Source organism: Vibrio sp. Scap24 (assembly GCF_013394185.1).
GTDB lineage: Bacteria > Pseudomonadota > Gammaproteobacteria > Enterobacterales > Vibrionaceae > Vibrio > Vibrio pomeroyi.
Genome location: NZ_CP041333.1, coordinates 666496 through 684225 on the forward strand (window position 1 = coordinate 666496; position 17730 = coordinate 684225).

A 17730-nucleotide genomic window follows, 5' to 3' on the forward strand; every position below is an offset into this window, starting at 1 on the left:
GGTTGGTTTGAACTAAGTTAGAACAATTAACCCGCCGCAGCCTGCATGATAAGGCCACAGATGTAAGCGCCGTATGTGCCGAGTGCGTAACCCAATACCGCCATTAAGATACCTACTGGTGCCAATGCTGGGTGGAATGCCGCCGCTACGATAGGAGCCGATGCCGCGCCACCTACGTTAGCTTGGCTACCTACTGCCATGAAGAACAGTGGAGCACGGATTAGTTTCGCCATCGCAATCATAAGTAGAGCGTGGATAGTTAGCCATGTGATACCAATGAAGAAGTAACCTGGGTTGTCCAAGATAGCGGTAACGTCCATTTGCATACCGATAGTCGCAACTAGGATATAGATGAACGCAGAACCTACTTTAGACGCGCCACTGTGCTCAAGGCTGCGTGTCGATTTAAAGCATGAAGCGATTAGAGCGAACGTCGTTACCATAACGATTAACCAGAAGAAGCCAGATGTCAGACTGTATTTCGCAAGTTCTGGAGCGTTGGTAGAGATCCAAGGTGCGATAAGGTCACTGAATAAGTGAGCTAGTCCTGTTAAGCCAAAGGCAATCGCAGTGATCTTCATTAGATCAGTTGTCGTCGTTGGGCGAGCGTTCTCTTCTTGGTACTTAGATACCGTCTCTTTTAGCTCTTCGATTGATGAAGTGTCAGCTTTAAGCCAAGCATCAATCTTCTTCTGACGGCCTGCCATGATAAGCAACACGGCCATCCAAATGTTTGCACAGATAACGTCTACCGTAATCATTGCCGAGAACAGTTGGTCATCAACCTCAAACACTTCTTTCATTGCCGCTTGGTTAGCGCCGCCACCGATCCAAGAGCCCGCAACAGTCGTTAGGCCACGCCATACGTCGCCCGAAACAAGATCAGGGTTAACTTGATCGATAATCAGAATCGCTAATGGGCCACCAATGATGATGCCGGCAGTACCCGTTAAGAACATGATGACGGCTTTAGAGCCAAGACCAAAGATTTTACGAAGGTCTGCCGAGATGATCAGAAGAACTAGTGCACTTGGAAGTAGGTAACGGCTTGCTACGAAATACAGTTTAGAGTTTGACGCATCGATGATGCCGAAGCTGTTCAGTAGCGAAGGAACAAAGTAACAGAGCAATAGACCCGGAACGAACGAGTAGAATTTTTTCAGTGCGCTATTTTGGCTACTTTCCGTGATAAATACACCGCCAAGAATCACAGCTAACATGCCCATTATTACAGCATCATTAGTAATCATTATTATATCTCCTTTAAGGTGAGCGCAAAGGTCTCACTTTTTTGATTGCAGGACTATACCGACAACTTCCATTCGTTACAAATTGTAACGAGAGACATATTTTGAAATGTTTATGTTAATTCAAATGACCTGAATTTGTGAGTTTGATGGGTAATTTATTGGTTATATGAATGTTTCTGCTAGGGCTAGCAAGCTCGATTTTAATATATGCAATACTGTTCAAACCCCTAAAATTGGTGAACATAATTTTAGTCAAGAATTGCATGACTAAAATGAGTGCATATATAGCCATGTTTAAGGTGTGGTTTATGCAAGGTGGGGATGTTTCAAAAATGTAAAAAATTAATCCATTTTTGTAAGGTGAACTGAGATTAAAAATTATAACTGGATCACATAAATCCTGTGGTTCATCTGGTTTAGAGCCAATGTTTAGGCTTCATTACTTACTTTGTTTGCCTATAAATAAAGAAAAAGCGGCTCAAGGGCCGCTTTTTAGTGGTTAGTTATAATCGTTGGATTAGGATTCTTCTTCCTCAAAACCGTCTGCATAGCCTTTCGGTGGTGGTGTCCAACCACGCTCCGAACGAGAGTGCTTGTCTGAACGGTCTTTCTTCATATCTTCTTTCATTGCTTCTTCTAGGTGAATGAAGATTTGTCGGTAGTTATTATCGTAACGTGGGTTGTCTTCAGCCTCAGACCAAGCTTGGTATAGCTTTTCAGACTTACGGCTTTCAACACGTTGGTACGTTGATTTTTGCTGTTCGACGAAGAAAGGGTGGTGACCTAAAGAACGTAAGGCTTCCGCGCCCATTTCAAGTGCCGAATGGTACGTTTCTGATTCGACAAAGTCTGCACCTGCTTCTCTTAAGCGGTAGCTATGACCACGGTCGAATGCACGCGCTAGGACTTTCACTTTAGGGTAAGTGTGTTTAACGTATTTCACTAACTCGACGCTCGAGTCTTGGTTGTCGATAGCCACAACAAGCATGGCAGCTTCTTCAATACCCGCGGTATGCAATAGGTCGTGACGAGTCGCATCACCAAAGTAAGATTTGATGTTAATAGAGCGCAGAACGTCTACTTGGTTAGCTTGATGGTCTAGAACGACTGTTTTGACATCATTTGACACCAATAAGCGGTTAACGATCTGACCGAATCGACCAATACCTGCGATGATTACCGTACCTTTCTCTTCGATGGTGTCTTCTTCGCGGTCGTTAGATTTTTGCTCATAACGAGGCAGAATCACTTTATCAAATAGGATAAATAGGCCAGGAGTTAAGAACATCGACAGAGCAACCACTAGCGACAGTGTTTGAACAAGGTCGGCAGGTAACACGTGGTTTTGTGCCGAGAAGCTCAATAACACGAATCCGAATTCACCAGCTTGTGCCAAGCTCAAAGTAAATAACCAACGGTCACTGTTTTTGATTTTAAAGATCAGCGCTAATGTAAATAGCACTAGTGCTTTAAGCGCCATGACACCAATAGTTAAGCCAATGATGAGTGCGAAGTCGTTGAATAGAACACCAAAGTCGATGCCTGCACCAACCGTAATAAAGAACAGACCAAGCAATAGCCCTTTGAATGGGTCGATGTTCGATTCAAGTTCGTGTCTGAATTCACTGTTTGCTAGAACTACACCTGCGAGGAAAGTACCGAGCGCTGGGGACAGACCTACAAGGCTCATTAACGCTGCAATACCGATAACAAGCATTAGTGCCGTGGCAGTGAAAATCTCACGAAGGCCAGAGCTTGCAACAAAACGGAACAGTGGGCGACTTAGGAAGTGCCCGCCAACAACCACGATGGCAATAGAAGCGGTAATAACAAGACCGTATGCCCAGCTAGGAAGGCCTGCAACCAAACTCAGTTCATCGTGATGCGCTGCGGTTTCTGCTGCACTCTCTGCTAAGGCAACCAGTTCAGGAAGCGCAAGCAAAGGAATGAACGCCAACATTGGAATAACGGCAATATCTTGGAACAGCAAGACCGAGAAAGCGTTCTTGCCGCCTTCTGTCTTAGATAGCCCTTTTTCATTGAACGTTTGCAGAACAATTGCAGTCGATGAAAGCGCGAAGATCAAACCGATAGTGAGAGCGATTGTCCAAGGTTGACCAAAGGCGAGGGCAATGCCCATCACAATCGCAGTAGTGCCGCCAACTTGCAGACCACCAAGACCCATCAGGCGGTTTCTCATCGCCCAAAGCATCTTAGGTTCAAGTTCAAGGCCGACTAAGAACAGCATCATAACCACACCAAACTCGGCAAAGTGCTGAATGGTCGTGGTTTCTTCACCGACTAAGCCAATGATAGGGCCAATCACAACACCTGCAATCAAGTAGCCTAACACTGAGCCTAACCCGAGTCGCTTAGCAATAGGCACTGCGATGACAGCAGCAACTAAGTAGATAAATGCTTGTAGAAAATATCCCGTCATTATTTAACCTCTGCCATTAGTTCATCTACGTAGTGGTTTAGCTTTTCTGCCTTGCTGGCTTTTTTGATATTAATGTCGCCAGCAACCAGTGCCTCTAATAGCACTTTATAGCTATCGACGTGCTCTTGAATGCGGTTTTCTTCCAAAGCGGTACGTGAACCAAACAGAGCAAATGGTGCGAGGTAGGTCATCCCACATAAAGAGGCGGTCTGTTCAATTGGGTGAAGCAGTTCTCGAATAGTGAAATGGTTGTAGCCATCACTTTGATAGGCGTCTTTTTTACCACCCGCAGTAATGCTGCATAACAAGTTTTTACCCTGTAGTTCATTGCCATCGGCGCCGTAAGCGAAACCATATTCAAGAACCAGATCTTGCCACTCTTTTAGAATTGCTGGTGTTGAGTACCAATATAGTGGGAACTGAAAAATGATGATGTCATGGTCCAACAGGCGTTTCTGTTCACGATCGATGTTGATTTTGAAGGTCGGATACTCAGCATAGAGATCGACACAGGTTACCCCATCAATGCGCTTGGCTTGCTCAAATAAGGGTTTGTTCGCTTCAGAGCGATGCTGAGAAGGGTGGGCGAATAGCACCAAGACTCGATTTTTCGACATATAGCCCTCTTTGTCCATTAACGAATAATGCTTATTGGAATTATAGATATACAATAATAGATGAATGATTGAAGAACAATGAATTAGCCCATACTTATCTACTTAGATGTATGTTTTGGGAGTGTCGTACTTACTCTCTGAAATTGGGTATAAAACACACGTCAGTTTGTGTATTTATGGCACATTCAGACTATGACTAAGTAAAACTAATTATTCGCGAATAATAACAGCGAACCGGTGCATTTTATGTCACCGTTGACGTCTAACGTAAATAATTCAATCACCCTACATAGAACTACAATGAATAAAGGAAAATATATGAGCACGGACTTGCGTCAACAATGTAATTTGTTGCTTTCTGGTCACTTTGAACCGACTCCGGCACAAACATTTGCTCAGATGGCTGAATGGTGTGAAACGAATAATGTGCATCATGACAGCTATGGCGATGGTGAGTTCATCGAAGGCTTTGAAGCCAAAATTGCTGAGCTGCTTGGCTATGAAGCGGCGGTGTTTGTTATTACTGGCACAATGAACCAACCGACAGCGTTAGAGATTGCGTGCCAAGAGAAAAGAAACCCACTCGTTGCGATGCATGAGTCGAGTCATATCATGCGTCATGAACGCCAAGGGTATCAGCTCCAGAACCGTTTCAATGTACTTCCGGTTGGTAATATATTTCGAACTTGGAACGTTGATGATTTAAAGGCTTGGCCAGATGAGATCGCGGCGGCGTTGTATGAACTACCGATGCGTGAGATTGGTGGGCAACTGCCAGAGTGGGAAGAGCTTGAAGCAATAAAGCAATACTGCAAAGAACAGTCTATTCATCTTCATATGGATGGTGCTCGTTTGTGGGAATGCGGCGCGTATTACCAAAAGTCTTACAGCGAGATCGCGAAGGGTTTCGATACGGCTTATGTTTCACTTTACAAAGGGTTAAACGGCCTTGGTGGCTCACTGTTATTGGGTGACAAAGCGTTCGTAGCGAAAGCGTCGGCATGGATGAAGCGACAGGGCGGCAATGTGTACCATAGAACGCCTTATGTAGTTTCGGCGGCCATGCAGTTTGACCAAAGACTCGAACTAATGCCGGCTTTGTATGAGCGCACTAAGCAGCTTTACCAAATCTTATTGGACTACCCTCAATTCAAAGTGAACCCGCAGCAACCTCAAGTGAACATGCTTCACCTTTATTTACCGGTGAGTTATGAAGAGGGCATCATAGCGCGAGACAATATCGCCAAGAAGCACAAGGTTTGGATCGGAAACCCAGCAATCAGCGAGCTACCGAATCAATGTAAGATCGAGTGGTATGTGGGTGATAACCTATTGAACTTACCTGATCATGAGTTGATCGATATTCTAGATTTTATTAACGAGGAGCTGATTTAATTAGCGAAGAGTTGGTTTAATTAACGAAGAGCTGGTTTGATTACAGAAGCGTTGAATTGATCGCAGCAGAAGTGAGTAAATCGAGGTGAATACAGGACATGCTTCCTGTATTCATTCAAATAGAAACAACGGTGCGTGTTACATATATTGGTTGATGTACACGTCGACTAAAAACATGAATACAGGCACGGTGCTGAGAAGTCCGAAGAAGACGATTGGCACCCAGTTTTTCATTTTCTTTTTAGGTTGCTCAGTGTTGTTCATAAATTCGGCCTTTAATTCGTTATTGAGTCTGTTTAGCTTTGTGGTACTAAATAATCTAAGAGTATGGTATCAAATAAACTCGATGAGCCCTATGCGGATTTGGCGTTTCGTGGCGTGTATCAAACACATAAAATCTCGTTGATTCATAAGCGGTTCATAAAGGCTCAATAATAATGAACCTATCAGAACAAGTATTGCCTTACTCGGCATATGAAAAAACAGCATTCAAAGATTTGGAGAATACAGAATGAAAACAATAGGAAACATCATTTGGTTTCTGTTCGGTGGCGTATTTATGGGACTGGCTTGGTGGTTCTTCGGGCTGCTCGCGTTCCTTACCATCGTAGGCATTCCATGGGGACGAGCGTGTTTTGTCATGGGTAATTTCTCATTCTTCCCATTTGGCCAAGAAGCAATTTCTCGAGATGAATTGACTAACGAAATGGACATCGGCACTAGCCCGCTCGGCGTGATTGGTAACGTGATTTGGTTCTTATTTGCAGGTATCTGGCTTGCAATTGGTCACATCATGTCAGCTGTAGCGTGTTTCATTACCATCATCGGTATTCCATTTGCGATTCAGCACCTTAAGTTAGCACTTATTTCATTGGCGCCAATCGGCAAAACGGTTGTTGATAAGCGTGAAGCAGAAGCGGCACGAGTAAGAAATTACAAAGGTTAAGATTTCAATCTGAGCCTTATAGATACTGAAAAGCACATCATTCGATGTGCTTTTTTTATTGGCGCTAGGTTTATATTCATTAAGGCTTTTTGATTGGTTAGACGATGTAAGCCCAGCATTAGCGAGCTAAGCGTTGCGAGCTAAACGTTATTGAACAAGACCTCAATTCTAAGAGTGATATTGGCTTCTTCCGTGTGCTTTTCGTAAGGCTCTCTTTCCCACTGATAACGCGGGATGACTTCGTAAAACAGCCACTCCTTCCATACGTTTTCTCGGTAGGTTACAGATACCTGAGAGTATTCGTAGTGGTTATACGGTTCGCTGGTTGCCGAGATAGTCGCACTGTATTGCAGAGCTTGGTCTTGAGAAAGGTAATGATACAAGGTCAACCCTGTTCCATATTCCCACCCTTTGAGGTCATCGTTATAACCTGCAAAATTTGACCATCGTGCTAAGAAATCGTCACTAAGGGAAAGATCAAAATCGATATCGGTGATCTCTCCAGTCTCTTTCTTCTCTTGATATACACGCTGAGTCAGCCTGAATACCGCATCCGTTGTTAGCGGGTAGGTAAAGCGATAGCGAGCTTCGATGCGCGGACGCAGTGTCGCCTTGATATTGAAGCTACTGTAACCCTTGGCATAAGCGTCGTAACGCAGGCCGAGTGCGCTCTCTAGTTCTTCAGAGTCTTGCGGAAAGAAATCCAAAAACTCTTCATCACCAACCGATTCATAGATTAACTTCAGTCGTTTACTCACAAAGGGCAGGTGCAAGCGCGCATTGAGTTTAGTCGAGTAATCAACTTCGCCACCTTCTGAATAGATAAAGTCGTTGTACCAACGAACAGATGTACCTGCACGAGCATCTTCGGTAATACGGTCATCCACAAAGAAGCTGTCAAACCACAACGCTGGTTGGCAAAACTTACTATTGAGGTAGTGGTAGGCTTTCTCGACAGGGGCGTCTTCTAACGGTTGGCTGTGGCACTCATCTTTTTCCTCCGCGAGAGCAGAGTTAGAAACGAGTGAAGCTAATAATGAGGTGCTAACTATCCAACGACTCAATGGAACCTGTTTGTCATTCTATATATCAATAGGTTGACTATAACCAAGCGATCGCAACAATGCGACTTTTCGTGGTGAGTCGTTATTGATTTACGGATCTTGGGAGTGGGGAAGACTAAGATTGGAAGGGATTGGACAGATAAAAGAAAACGGGCTCAGAATGTGAGCCCGTTTGTGCTTATATCGATTGGTTTCTAGAACCTCGATTACATTGCTGCTTCGAAGATCGCTGAGATCTCTTCGTGAGTTGCTTGTTTAGGGTTAGTGAAACCACAAGCATCTTTCAGCGCGTTGTCAGACAGAGTTGGGATGTCTTCTAGCTTAGCACCAAGCTGCGCGATACCTGTTGGGATGTTCACGTCGTTTGCTAGTTGAACAATCGCGTTGATAGCCGCTTCTGCACCTTGCTCTGGTGTCATGCCTTCAACATTCACGCCCATTGCTTTTGCAACATCACGTAGACGCTCAGGGCAAACTTGCGCGTTGTAGCGTTGAACGTGTGGCAGCAGGATAGCGTTACATACACCGTGTGGAAGGTCGTAGAAACCACCCAGTTGGTGCGCCATTGCGTGAACATAGCCAAGAGAAGCATTGTTGAATGCCATACCAGCCATGAACTGTGCGTAAGCCATTTGCTCACGAGCTTCGATGTCTTCACCGTGCGATACTGCTGTTCTTAGGTGTGCTTGCACAAGTTCAATCGCTTTAATCGCTACTGCGTCTGTGATCGGCGTTGCTGCGATAGAAACGTAAGCTTCGATTGCGTGTGTTAGCGCGTCCATACCCGTTGCTGCAGTCAATGATGCAGGCTTAGCAAGCATCAACTCAGGGTCGTTTACTGAGATAAGCGGTGTTGTGTGCTTATCAACGATAGCCATCTTAATGTGACGCTCTTCATCAGTGATGATGCAGAAGCGTGTCATTTCAGATGCTGTACCTGCTGTTGTGTTGATAGCAATAAGAGGCATCATAGGTTTTTCAGACTGATCGACACCTTCGTAGTCTGCAATCTTGCCGCCGTTAGAAGCAACTAACGCGATACCTTTTGCACAGTCGTGTGGAGAACCACCACCTAGAGAAACAACGAAATCACAATCGTTGTCAGTCAGCAATTCAAGACCATCGTTAACGTTAGTGATGGTTGGGTTTGGTTGAGTGCCATCGAATACAACTGCGTCTACGCCACGCTGGCTAAGAAGGTCTTGTACCTGCTTAACTACGCCAATTTGGTTAAGGATCTTATCTGTAACGATCAGACCTTTTTTAAAGCCTTGAGACTGAATGCTATCAGCAGCATCCTTCAGACAGCCAGTACCCATGAAGTTGATTGTAGGGATGTAAAATGCAGTAGACATTGGAAAACTCCGTTAATTATGATTTTTAATTTCCTACATGGTGTCGGCAATCAACTGGTCGACCATTGATCTGGAACAACTTTGATTCCGAACTACCACTTTGTGGCTATTCGTTGTGATAGGGCTCATATAGCAATCGTTTTTATGGTTTTCAGATATGTTTATTGTCAGTAATGGATGGCAAGCAATTGATTGATTTAATCGCAGAATGGCACTCTATAACCATGAAAAATAACGGCTATTCAGTCAAAGTTGCTTCTAATTCATTTTTTTCGATATCTCAATTGAGTCATCGCTGCATGTAACTTGAGGTTGTTGAGGCTCATCGGAATTTAAAGAATCAGAGGTGTCTTGTGATTCTTCATCATAATATTTAACAAGAAATGGGGTGAGCATGACAGATGACGGTAAGAAGTGCTTCATAATACCTCCCGGTACTTAAATGTATTTCTTGTATGGTATTGGTTTAATATGTGGCAAAATTTGCGATACATCATGACTTGCTGCTTGTTTTCTATAAATTGTTAGATTTATATACAGGCTCACAGATTTACGAGTAAAGTGATTGCCAGCCTACAAGGCGAAGAGAAAAATTAAGCAAAACTACGATAAAAACAGACACAGCACTGCTCAACAGCGCGAATAACAGGACAGAAAATGAAGTACGATTGGATATTCTTTGATGCGGATGAAACCTTGTTCCACTTTGATGCTTTTCAAGGAATGAAGCTGATGTTCTCCCGTTTTGGTGTGGACTTTAGTGAACAGGATTATTCGGTTTACCAAGAGGTGAATTTACCACTTTGGGTAGATTACCAAGATGGCCGCATTACGGCAGCTCAACTGAAGCACGCGCGTTTTGAAAGCTGGGCAACAAAGTTAGAGACAACAACAGCAGAACTAAACAGTGCATTTTTGACCGCAATGGCGGATATCTGTTCTCTGCTCCCTGGTGCAAAAGAGTTGATGGAGTCTTTAAAAGGCAAAGTTAACATGGGCATCATCACGAATGGTTTTACCGAGCTGCAATCTATCCGTTTAGAACGCACCGGAATGACCGATTACTTTGGCCATGTGATCATCTCTGAAGAAGTCGGTGTCGCGAAACCAGACGCTGAAATCTTTGAACATGCACACAAGCTTGTTGGCTTACCAGCAAAACAACGCGTATTGATGGTCGGAGATAACCCGCATTCAGATATTTTAGGCGGCTTGGATTTTGGGATTGAGACGTGTTGGTTGAACAGCCAAGAGAAAGCGGCACCAGCAGGTATTAACCCTCATTATCAAGTTAAGTCTTTAGCTGACCTGCAAGCACTCTTATTGGCATAATTGCTAATTGCTAATTGCTAATTGCTTTTAGATTTTTGAGTGAATGATTGATAGCCGAGTGCAGTTATGTGCTCGGCTACTTATTTTTACCTACTGCAAGTTATCGATAGTGGTGCTTAAGCCTATTTTTGTTTTAAGCTCGCTTCGATTACCCAATAACAATAAAGAAAAGGAAGAGGCGTGCTGAAATCTCATCGCCATAGCTGCTACGGCATTGCTGCCATTTTACTTTGGAGCTGCTTAATCGCGCTGTCTCGTAGCGTATCAGAACAACTGGGCCCAATCGGTGGCGCAGCCAGCCTTTATACAGTGAGCTCGTTGTTGTTGGTCTGTGTTATGGGTTTACCTAAGCTGTCGCGCTTCTCTAAGTCGTATCTGTTGATTGGTGGTGCTCTGTTCGTTTGTTATGAGATCTTCTTGGCTTTGGCTTTAGGAATGGCAAACAATCGACATCAAGCCTTGGAAATGGCTGTCATCAACTACTTATGGCCTGCATTGACGGTGTTGTTCGCAGTACTTCTCAGCGATAAAAAGATTAACTGGTTGGTTTACCCAAGTATCTTCTTAGCCTTCTTTGGCGTGGCTTGGAGCATTAGTGGCGACCAGGGGCTTTCTGTTGAACAAATCGCGGCCAATGTTGCTACTAACCCTAAAACTTACTCAATGGCGTTTTTCGGCGCGATTATTTGGGCGGTTTACTGTAATTACACTCAGAAAGTGGCGAAAGGGCAGAATGCGATTGTGTTGTTCTTTATCGCGACGGCAATCACCTTGTGGATCAAATACGCATTGAGTAACGAAACCGGCATGGCGATGACAACCAGTGCCGCGATTGACTTAGTGTTGGCAGGCGTTTGTATGGGTGCAGGTTACGCACTTTGGAACACGGCGATACTTGGCGGCAATATGGTCTTCCTAGCGACCATGTCTTATTTCACGCCTATTTTTGCGACCTTACTGTCTTCCATGATTCTAGGTTTGTCACTGAGCATGACGTTTTGGCAGGGCGTTTGTATGGTGACGATTGGTTCTTTAGCTTGCTGGTGGGTAACCAGAGACAAAAAGCCGACGGTTACGGCGTCGGCTTCTAAAAAGGTTCAATCAGAGTCTTAGTTAGTAAGAGGCTTTCTTGAGTCTTAACTCGCGATATTGAGATTCAATTGAAGCTCATATGGCATCTTCGATAAGCGTCGCTTAAGTTGGCGGCGCGTACGTTCAATATCATCAACCGCAATCGCATCTTGGTCGTTGGTATGAATATCAACGTTGATTCTTAGCTCAGGACCAACCTTAGTCACGCCCATTAGCTCCAAATCTTGATCCGCTTCTTTGTCTACAGCTACCACGTTTTTATCTACCGCATCACAAATGTCTTTGGTTGCCGACATCATCAGCAGTTCACGCATTGCTTCTCGCAACATGTCGAATGGAACTTTGATGAAGTAGAAAGACATCAGTAACATCATCATTGGGTCGGCATATACAGCGTATGACGCAAGAGGTGAGAATGTCATTGCCCACGCTACGACGAAACCAGCCGTTACCGCGACACTCAATAGTGTATCCATCTGCCACTGTTTAGATTCGGCTTGAATCAGACCTGAAGAGATACGTTTGCTCTTGTTAGCGATGTACCACCAAGCGTAACCACAACCCAACACGTTGAAAATACCAAACAGAGTTGCGATAGAAGCATCGACCTCACGACCACCTGTCATCAAGGCACCAATCGCAGAGTAAAGCGAATAACCAACCACAAGTAAAATCACAACGGCTTTAATCGCAATCACAATCGGCTCGATGATAGCTCGACCGAACGGAAACTCTCTATCTGAAGGGCGATTAATGTATTTTGAAGCAGCTAGTGACAATAAAGTTAACAGTAAGCTGATAAGAGAATAGACACCGTCAAATACTATGACCAGAGAGCCAACGATAAGACCCAACACCAATCCGCCAATAGCGAAGCCTGATGCTAAAAGGGCTGAGAACAATAGTACTCGGTTTTTGTTTTGGCTTTTCCTGTCACACATAATATTTTCCAGATGTTTTTGATAACTTCATTGTTCTAATAATGAGCTAACTTTACAAACCTTATCTGATGACGTTTATATGTACTATTTAAGTAGTTCATTAAAATTATTGTAATTCAGTAGTTTAGGATGATATTGAGGTGTCAATAAAGTTGGCGATGACTGTTTTCTAGGGGATGTGTGCAACTGAGATTAGATGGTTTATGATTAATGAAATATATCAGTCATCAGTGTCGCATAGCTTTGTGAGCTCAATGTTTACATAAACTTAAGCATATCGATAAAGGGAGCGTTAGCGTTCGAATACGTCGCGTAAATCGTTCAGTTGTAGCTGTATGACATCTGTATCAAGGAATGGATAAATATGAAGTTTGATAACCTCAATGACAGCGAGTTATGGGCGATTGCAACGCCTATCATGGATAACTTGATGGAAGGTTCAACCAAGGTTGACCATGCACAACACTGTCGAGACTTTACACAGCGAATGAAGGATATCGTAACGCCTGAGTACTTGGAGAAGGTGTGTCATCATTATCAGCATAGCAATGGCTTCTTTGCTGAACGTGAGCCAGTAGCGCTATTCAGACGTTCTGATTCTATCGCCTTTGTGTGGAAGCAAGCGTATACCATTGCGAAAGGCGAGTTTGTGGCTGAAATGGTACTGGTTGAGGAAGAAGGGCGTTACTTGGTGGATCACGTCATGGTTTTCTAAGCGATTCAGCTTTTGGTTATATCAGTATTAGGTTGCATTGGTATTAAGTTACATAGTCTTAGTTTGCAAAAGGCGGCGCAGGCAATAGCTCGCGCCGCTCTTAGATTGGGAAGATAAAATTAGATATTGGAAGCTAAAATTAGAAATCGAACAAGTAGTCGCTGAGCTGATCTGCGAGCCAGTTCATACCAGGGTGTTCTGCCATACCTGCCGCGGTAAACATGCAGTAGTCTTCTTGAGTCAGGCCATAAGTGTGTTTGATTACTGCTAACTCTTGTTCACGTAGCAAGTGACGGATCAGCGGCTCAGGCATTACGCCCCATGCTTCTTCACGCAAAATCGTATCCAGCATAAAGTCAAAGCTAGAGAAACCAATGTAGCGGCGCGAGAAGGGCTCAAGCTCAGGATTATCCTTTTCATTGAGATAAACCATGGTCGCTTGCATCGAATTTCTTAACACCTCATCAGAAACACGTCGCATCGCACTCAGGTCATGTCCTTTCTTGCACACCGACATCATTCGAATCTTACCAAGCGGGTTGTAGATAATGCGCGGGTCATCGACACGTTCATAATCGACACCAAAAGCGAAATCCACTTGTTGAGTTTCAACCAAGTTCGCTAAATCGCCACTCGACGCAAGAACGAAGTTGAATGAAGTCGAAGGGTACTTGTTATTGAGGGCGTGCGATAAATCCTGCCACATCTCATCGGGTAATGAGTCGTCGCGGGCAATCCATATCTCGGCGTTGAATTCGCCAGACACATGCAAGCACGTTTGTTTAATGCGTGCTGCCGTCACTAACATGCCTTCGCAATCTTTATAGATGGCTTTGCCTGCCTCAGACAGCTCGACGTGATTTCCGCTACGTACGAACAGTTCTACATCTAACTCTTTTTCCAAGGCTTTAATCGACATGCTGAGTTTGGTTCGGTTGCATTCGAGCTGGCGTGCAGCTTCAGATACTGATCCTAAATCAGCAACAGAACAAAAGGCTTGGACTTGAGAAAGGTTCATTTCATTTCCATATTGAGCGGGTGTCGGTGCATATTATCTGAATATTGTGCTGACTATCTTAGAAATAGTCCATCTTTGCATGATAACTCTATGACGAATTGACTAATTTGGTTTACTCTGGGGAAGTTCCGAACCTACAAGAAGTAAAGATGGAGGCCATGATGGCGAAACAATGGGACGAGTACGCCGTTGATTGGGATAAAGATCCCGCGACCGCAGTATTCGCACAGTCCGTATTTGACCAGTTGACACAGCTCGTTGATTTAAACGGAACCCGTGTCCTTGATTTTGGTTGTGGTACAGGACTACTCAGCCAGAAAATATCTCCTTTAGCAAAAGAGATCATCGCACTCGACATCTCCGAAGGGATGATTGAAGAGTTAGATAAGAAAGAGTTACCAAACGTTGAACCGGTTGTTGATATTTTATCGCGCGGACTAGCAGCGCAACATCCAGCATTCAGAAACCAGTTTGACCTAGTGGTTGCTTCTTCGGTGTGTGGTTTTATCCCGAACCTACAAGACACAGTCAGTCTGATTTACACATTGCTTGAAAATGACGGCACCTTTGTCCACTGGGATTGGTACCTAGAAAACGGCAGTGAAGATTATGGCGTAAGCCAGCAGCGCTCGGAGAATGTATTGAGTGCGGCAGGTTTCTCTGTTGTTGAAGTGTCGACACCGTTCTCGGTTGATACACCGCAAGGTGAGTTAAAAGTACTGATGGGCGTTGGACGCAAACAAGTGCTCCCTCATCTGTAATTGCTTCCCTTATCTGTAAAGAGTATTGCTTTTAGCCAACTCTGACAGAGCAAACCTAAATAACGAAACCCACATCAACGGCCTTAAAGCCAGTTATGTGGGTTTTTCTATTTTTACGGCTTCGTGTTTTAAACGGACTATTCCTATTCCTAGAGCTAGTGTCTTGATGACGGCTAATTCCAAATATATGATTTCCATTTTGGAAAAATAGTCTTGCATACATTTCATTAGTGGAAATGTAACGGTGAGAGATAAAATAAGCCCATAACAATTTTAAGGGTTTAATCATGAGCCACCAATCTGCTTCTCCACAACTTTCAGAGCAACAACAACGCTTTAGCAATATCATTTCAGATGCCAATCTGTCGCCAAAACAGAAATCGAGCTATCTTGCCTTAGAAGCTGAAGCAAGCCTGCCGTATATGCCGGTAAGCAATGAAGTAGAGCAAGCCTTACAACAAGGTGTGCTATGTGACATGTTTGAAGGTCACGCCCCATTTAAGCCGCGCTATGTGCTTCCCGATTATTCTAAATACTTACATCAAGGCTCAAAGTATTTAGAGCTTAGCGCGGCAACTAATTTCGACGAAGCATTGAACATGCTGACCATCCTCTATCATCACGTTCCGTCAGTGACTTCCATTCCGGTTTACCTAGGTCAACTGGACGATGTGTTGATGCCTTTCGTTGGCGACTTAACAGAGCAGCAGGTTTATCAAAAGCTTAAGCTGTTCTGGATTATGTTGGATCGCACGCTGCCAGATGCTTTCATGCATGTGAATATCGGCCCTACGGATAATATTATCTGCCGCACTATTTTACGTGTCGATGCTGAACTTAAGCAGATCGCACCTAACTTAACCTTTATGTACGACCCAGCAGTGACACCTGATGATCTGTTGCGTCATGCTGCGAATAACATCTGTGAATGCAGCAAGCCACACATCGCCAACTACCCAGCACACGCTGCGGCCTACGGTGATAAGCGTTTTGGCATCGTGAGCTGTTACAACTCTCTACCTCTAGCGGGTGGTTCAAATACGCTAGTACGTATGAACCTGAAACAAGTGGCGTTGAAGTCTGAGGACAGTGTCGATTTCTTACAACAAGTGCTACCAAACTACAGCGGTATCATGGTTGAGCTGATGAACGCGCGTAGCCGTTTCTTGCATGAAGAGTCTAATTTCTTCGAAGGCTTCTTAACCAAAGAAGGTTTGATCGAAGAAGATCGCTTCGCACCAATGTTTGGCATTTACGGTATGGCTGAAGCTGTGAACATCTTGATGGAAAAAGAGGGCAAAGCAGGGCGTTATGGTCATGACGAACAAGCTAACCAACTTGGACATCGTATCTCAGAAAAGCTGGCTGAGATTGTTGAAAGCTCTGAAGTGAAGTATGGGTTGGAAGGCAAGGCTCTGTTGCACGCTCAAGGTGGTATCAGCTTAGATGAAGATGTAACCCCAGGTGTGCGTATCCCTTATGGTACGGAGCCGGATCCTGTCTCTTACGTTCGTGCGACTGCGGGTCATCACAAGTTCTATACCTCAGGTATCAGCGACATACTGACCATCGACGAAACCGTGAAATCTAACCCTGAAGCGATGTTCAATCTGTGTAAAGGCGCAATCCAAGCGGGCTACCGTGAGTTTACTGCCAACGTGGCATCGAACGACCTAGTTCGCGTGACGGGCTATATGATTAAGCTGTCAGATATTGCTAAATACGACGAACAAGGTTCACGCACTAACACGACTTTCTTAGGGGCTGAAGCTGCTAAGAATACGGGAATTTTAGAACGTAAACCGCGCGTGGCGAGCTTAGAGATGTCGCCAACGTACGAATAGCGTTGCGATCGAATCACATTAATTATGAAAATTTCTGATCTAACAACTCAAATGGCTAGGGTTAATAACAATAAGACAGAAAAACAAGCGAAGGTCAGCCGTGTGCTGACCTTTTCTTGTGTTGATGGACCGGGAAATCGCCTAGTGCTGTTTCTACAGGGGTGTAATTTCGATTGTATAACCTGTCACAACCCACACAGCATTAATCACTGTAACCACTGCGGAGACTGCGTTAGCGGGTGTCCAAGCGGTGCGCTAAGCACTGTTGATGGCAAAGTGAAATGGGATCCGGTGGCTTGCACCAACTGCGATCAGTGTATTGACATCTGTAACCACAAATCAAGCCCGAAAATCACATCGATGACGGTCTCTGAAGTACTTGAACTCGTTAGGCATAACCAATTCTTCCTGAGCGGTATTACCGTCTCGGGTGGCGAAGCGACTATGCAACTGTCGTTTATCATCGAACTGTTTCAAGCAATCAAAAGCGATTCGCAGTTGGCACACTTAACGTGTTTTATAGACAGTAATGGTTCGCTGTCGAAACAAGGCTGGGAGCGAGTATTGCCTTACCTTGATGGTGCGATGATTGACCTAAAATCCTGGCAATCAGAAACACACCAATGGTTGGTCGGCAGAGGAAACCATCGTGTGTTTGAAACCATCAATTACTTGGCGGGACAAGGTAAGTTGCATGAAGTTCGGTTGCTGCATATTCCGGACAAAAGTGACCTTGAGGACGAGATAGAGCAAGTTGGCTATTACTTAAATGGATTGCCAAGTGATGTTCGGATTCGACTTAATGCTTTTCAACATCACGGCGTGATCGGCGAAGCGTTAGAGTGGTCTAAATGTACAGAGCAACAAATGCAGAGCTTTCACGACAAGCTCTACGCGATAGTTCAAAGACCGATGCAAACGCCAGAGGTTTATACCTAGCTTCTAAATTGCTTAGACGTT

16 protein-coding genes are annotated in these 17730 nt (G+C 44.4%); 8 read left to right on the plus strand and 8 right to left on the minus strand.

What is annotated here, in order from left to right; genetic code table 11:
* Positions 1–26 precede the first annotated feature (26 nt).
* The 3 genes from FLM53_RS18605 to FLM53_RS18615 all read right to left on the minus strand — a co-directional run bounded on the left by FLM53_RS18605 (position 27) and on the right by FLM53_RS18615 (position 4307).
* Complete coding sequence (locus FLM53_RS18605; RefSeq protein WP_176679897.1) at positions 27–1250, minus strand: DUF819 domain-containing protein; 1224 nt, start codon at positions 1248–1250, stop codon at positions 27–29.
* A 517-nt stretch (positions 1251–1767) separates the two neighbouring features.
* Entirely contained in the window at positions 1768–3690 is a 1923-nt protein-coding gene (locus tag FLM53_RS18610; protein ID WP_176679896.1) for a monovalent cation:proton antiporter-2 (CPA2) family protein, read from the minus strand.
* Positions 3690–4307: an NAD(P)H-dependent oxidoreductase gene (locus FLM53_RS18615; RefSeq protein WP_176679895.1), complete on the minus strand. Its 618-nt coding sequence runs from the start codon at positions 4305–4307 to the stop codon at positions 3690–3692. Before FLM53_RS18615 ends, FLM53_RS18610 begins: the two co-directional genes overlap by 1 nt.
* A 318-nt stretch (positions 4308–4625) precedes the next feature.
* Here FLM53_RS18615 and FLM53_RS18620 point away from each other — a divergent pair, with 318 nt between their 5' ends.
* Positions 4626–5702: a low specificity L-threonine aldolase gene (locus tag FLM53_RS18620; RefSeq protein WP_176679894.1), complete on the plus strand. Its 1077-nt coding sequence runs from the start codon at positions 4626–4628 to the stop codon at positions 5700–5702.
* A 138-nt stretch (positions 5703–5840) separates the two neighbouring features.
* Here FLM53_RS18620 and FLM53_RS24065 read toward each other — a convergent pair whose 3' ends face one another.
* Positions 5841–5966: a hypothetical protein gene (locus tag FLM53_RS24065; RefSeq protein ID WP_017060906.1), complete on the minus strand. Its 126-nt coding sequence runs from the start codon at positions 5964–5966 to the stop codon at positions 5841–5843.
* A gap of 247 nt (positions 5967–6213) precedes the next feature.
* Here FLM53_RS24065 and FLM53_RS18625 point away from each other — a divergent pair, with 247 nt between their 5' ends.
* Positions 6214–6648 carry a YccF domain-containing protein gene (locus FLM53_RS18625; protein ID WP_017629666.1) on the plus strand — a complete coding sequence of 145 codons (435 nt, stop codon included), beginning with the start codon at positions 6214–6216 and terminating at the stop codon, positions 6646–6648.
* Positions 6649–6788: 140 nt separating this feature from the next.
* Here the strand turns inward: FLM53_RS18625 and FLM53_RS18630 are convergent, their stop codons facing one another.
* Positions 6789–7712: a hypothetical protein gene (locus tag FLM53_RS18630; protein WP_176679893.1), complete on the minus strand. Its 924-nt coding sequence runs from the start codon at positions 7710–7712 to the stop codon at positions 6789–6791.
* Positions 7713–7918: 206 nt separating this feature from the next.
* Complete coding sequence (gene yiaY / locus FLM53_RS18635) at positions 7919–9067, minus strand: L-threonine dehydrogenase (RefSeq protein ID WP_176679892.1); 1149 nt, start codon at positions 9065–9067, stop codon at positions 7919–7921.
* A 657-nt stretch (positions 9068–9724) separates the two neighbouring features.
* Between yiaY and yjjG the strand changes: the two genes are divergently transcribed.
* Complete coding sequence (yjjG, locus tag FLM53_RS18640) at positions 9725–10399, plus strand: pyrimidine 5'-nucleotidase (RefSeq protein ID WP_176679891.1); 675 nt, start codon at positions 9725–9727, stop codon at positions 10397–10399.
* Between the two features lie 180 nt (positions 10400–10579).
* Positions 10580–11512, plus strand: a complete 933-nt coding sequence (gene yddG, locus FLM53_RS18645) for an aromatic amino acid DMT transporter YddG (protein ID WP_176679890.1) — start codon at positions 10580–10582, stop codon at positions 11510–11512.
* Positions 11513–11535: 23 nt separating this feature from the next.
* Here yddG and FLM53_RS18650 read toward each other — a convergent pair whose 3' ends face one another.
* Positions 11536–12432 (minus strand): cation diffusion facilitator family transporter, encoded by an 897-nt coding sequence (locus FLM53_RS18650; RefSeq protein WP_176679889.1) that lies wholly within the window; start codon positions 12430–12432, stop codon positions 11536–11538.
* A 364-nt stretch (positions 12433–12796) separates the two neighbouring features.
* Between FLM53_RS18650 and FLM53_RS18655 the strand changes: the two genes are divergently transcribed.
* Positions 12797–13147 carry a hypothetical protein gene (locus tag FLM53_RS18655; protein ID WP_176679888.1) on the plus strand — a complete coding sequence of 117 codons (351 nt, stop codon included), beginning with the start codon at positions 12797–12799 and terminating at the stop codon, positions 13145–13147.
* A 139-nt stretch (positions 13148–13286) separates the two neighbouring features.
* Here FLM53_RS18655 and FLM53_RS18660 read toward each other — a convergent pair whose 3' ends face one another.
* Entirely contained in the window at positions 13287–14165 is an 879-nt protein-coding gene (locus FLM53_RS18660) for a LysR family transcriptional regulator (protein ID WP_016797108.1), read from the minus strand.
* A 161-nt stretch (positions 14166–14326) separates the two neighbouring features.
* Between FLM53_RS18660 and FLM53_RS18665 the strand changes: the two genes are divergently transcribed.
* From FLM53_RS18665 to FLM53_RS18675, 3 genes are all read left to right on the plus strand, one after another.
* The gene (locus tag FLM53_RS18665; protein WP_048660386.1) at positions 14327–14926 is read left to right on the plus strand and encodes a class I SAM-dependent methyltransferase; all 600 of its coding nucleotides are present in this window, start codon (positions 14327–14329) and stop codon (positions 14924–14926) included.
* A 287-nt stretch (positions 14927–15213) separates the two neighbouring features.
* Complete coding sequence (locus FLM53_RS18670) at positions 15214–16770, plus strand: YjjI family glycine radical enzyme (RefSeq protein ID WP_176679887.1); 1557 nt, start codon at positions 15214–15216, stop codon at positions 16768–16770.
* A gap of 24 nt (positions 16771–16794) precedes the next feature.
* Positions 16795–17709 carry a YjjW family glycine radical enzyme activase gene (locus FLM53_RS18675; RefSeq protein WP_176679886.1) on the plus strand — a complete coding sequence of 305 codons (915 nt, stop codon included), beginning with the start codon at positions 16795–16797 and terminating at the stop codon, positions 17707–17709.
* Positions 17710–17730: the final 21 nt, after the last annotated feature.

Coding starts and splice junctions, on each gene's coding strand:
- FLM53_RS18605 (WP_176679897.1), bottom strand. CDS start 1,250: ATGATTACTAATGATGCTGTAATAATGGGCATGTTAGCTGTGATTCTT.
- FLM53_RS18610 (WP_176679896.1), bottom strand. CDS start 3,690: ATGACGGGATATTTTCTACAAGCATTTATCTACTTAGTTGCTGCTGTC.
- FLM53_RS18615 (WP_176679895.1), bottom strand. CDS start 4,307: ATGTCGAAAAATCGAGTCTTGGTGCTATTCGCCCACCCTTCTCAGCAT.
- FLM53_RS18620 (WP_176679894.1), top strand. CDS start 4,626: ATGAGCACGGACTTGCGTCAACAATGTAATTTGTTGCTTTCTGGTCAC.
- FLM53_RS24065 (WP_017060906.1), bottom strand. CDS start 5,966: ATGAACAACACTGAGCAACCTAAAAAGAAAATGAAAAACTGGGTGCCA.
- FLM53_RS18625 (WP_017629666.1), top strand. CDS start 6,214: ATGAAAACAATAGGAAACATCATTTGGTTTCTGTTCGGTGGCGTATTT.
- yiaY (WP_176679892.1), bottom strand. CDS start 9,067: ATGTCTACTGCATTTTACATCCCTACAATCAACTTCATGGGTACTGGC.
- yjjG (WP_176679891.1), top strand. CDS start 9,725: ATGAAGTACGATTGGATATTCTTTGATGCGGATGAAACCTTGTTCCAC.
- FLM53_RS18650 (WP_176679889.1), bottom strand. CDS start 12,432: ATGTGTGACAGGAAAAGCCAAAACAAAAACCGAGTACTATTGTTCTCA.
- FLM53_RS18655 (WP_176679888.1), top strand. CDS start 12,797: ATGAAGTTTGATAACCTCAATGACAGCGAGTTATGGGCGATTGCAACG.
- FLM53_RS18660 (WP_016797108.1), bottom strand. CDS start 14,165: ATGAACCTTTCTCAAGTCCAAGCCTTTTGTTCTGTTGCTGATTTAGGA.
- FLM53_RS18665 (WP_048660386.1), top strand. CDS start 14,327: ATGGCGAAACAATGGGACGAGTACGCCGTTGATTGGGATAAAGATCCC.
- FLM53_RS18670 (WP_176679887.1), top strand. CDS start 15,214: ATGAGCCACCAATCTGCTTCTCCACAACTTTCAGAGCAACAACAACGC.
- FLM53_RS18675 (WP_176679886.1), top strand. CDS start 16,795: ATGAAAATTTCTGATCTAACAACTCAAATGGCTAGGGTTAATAACAAT.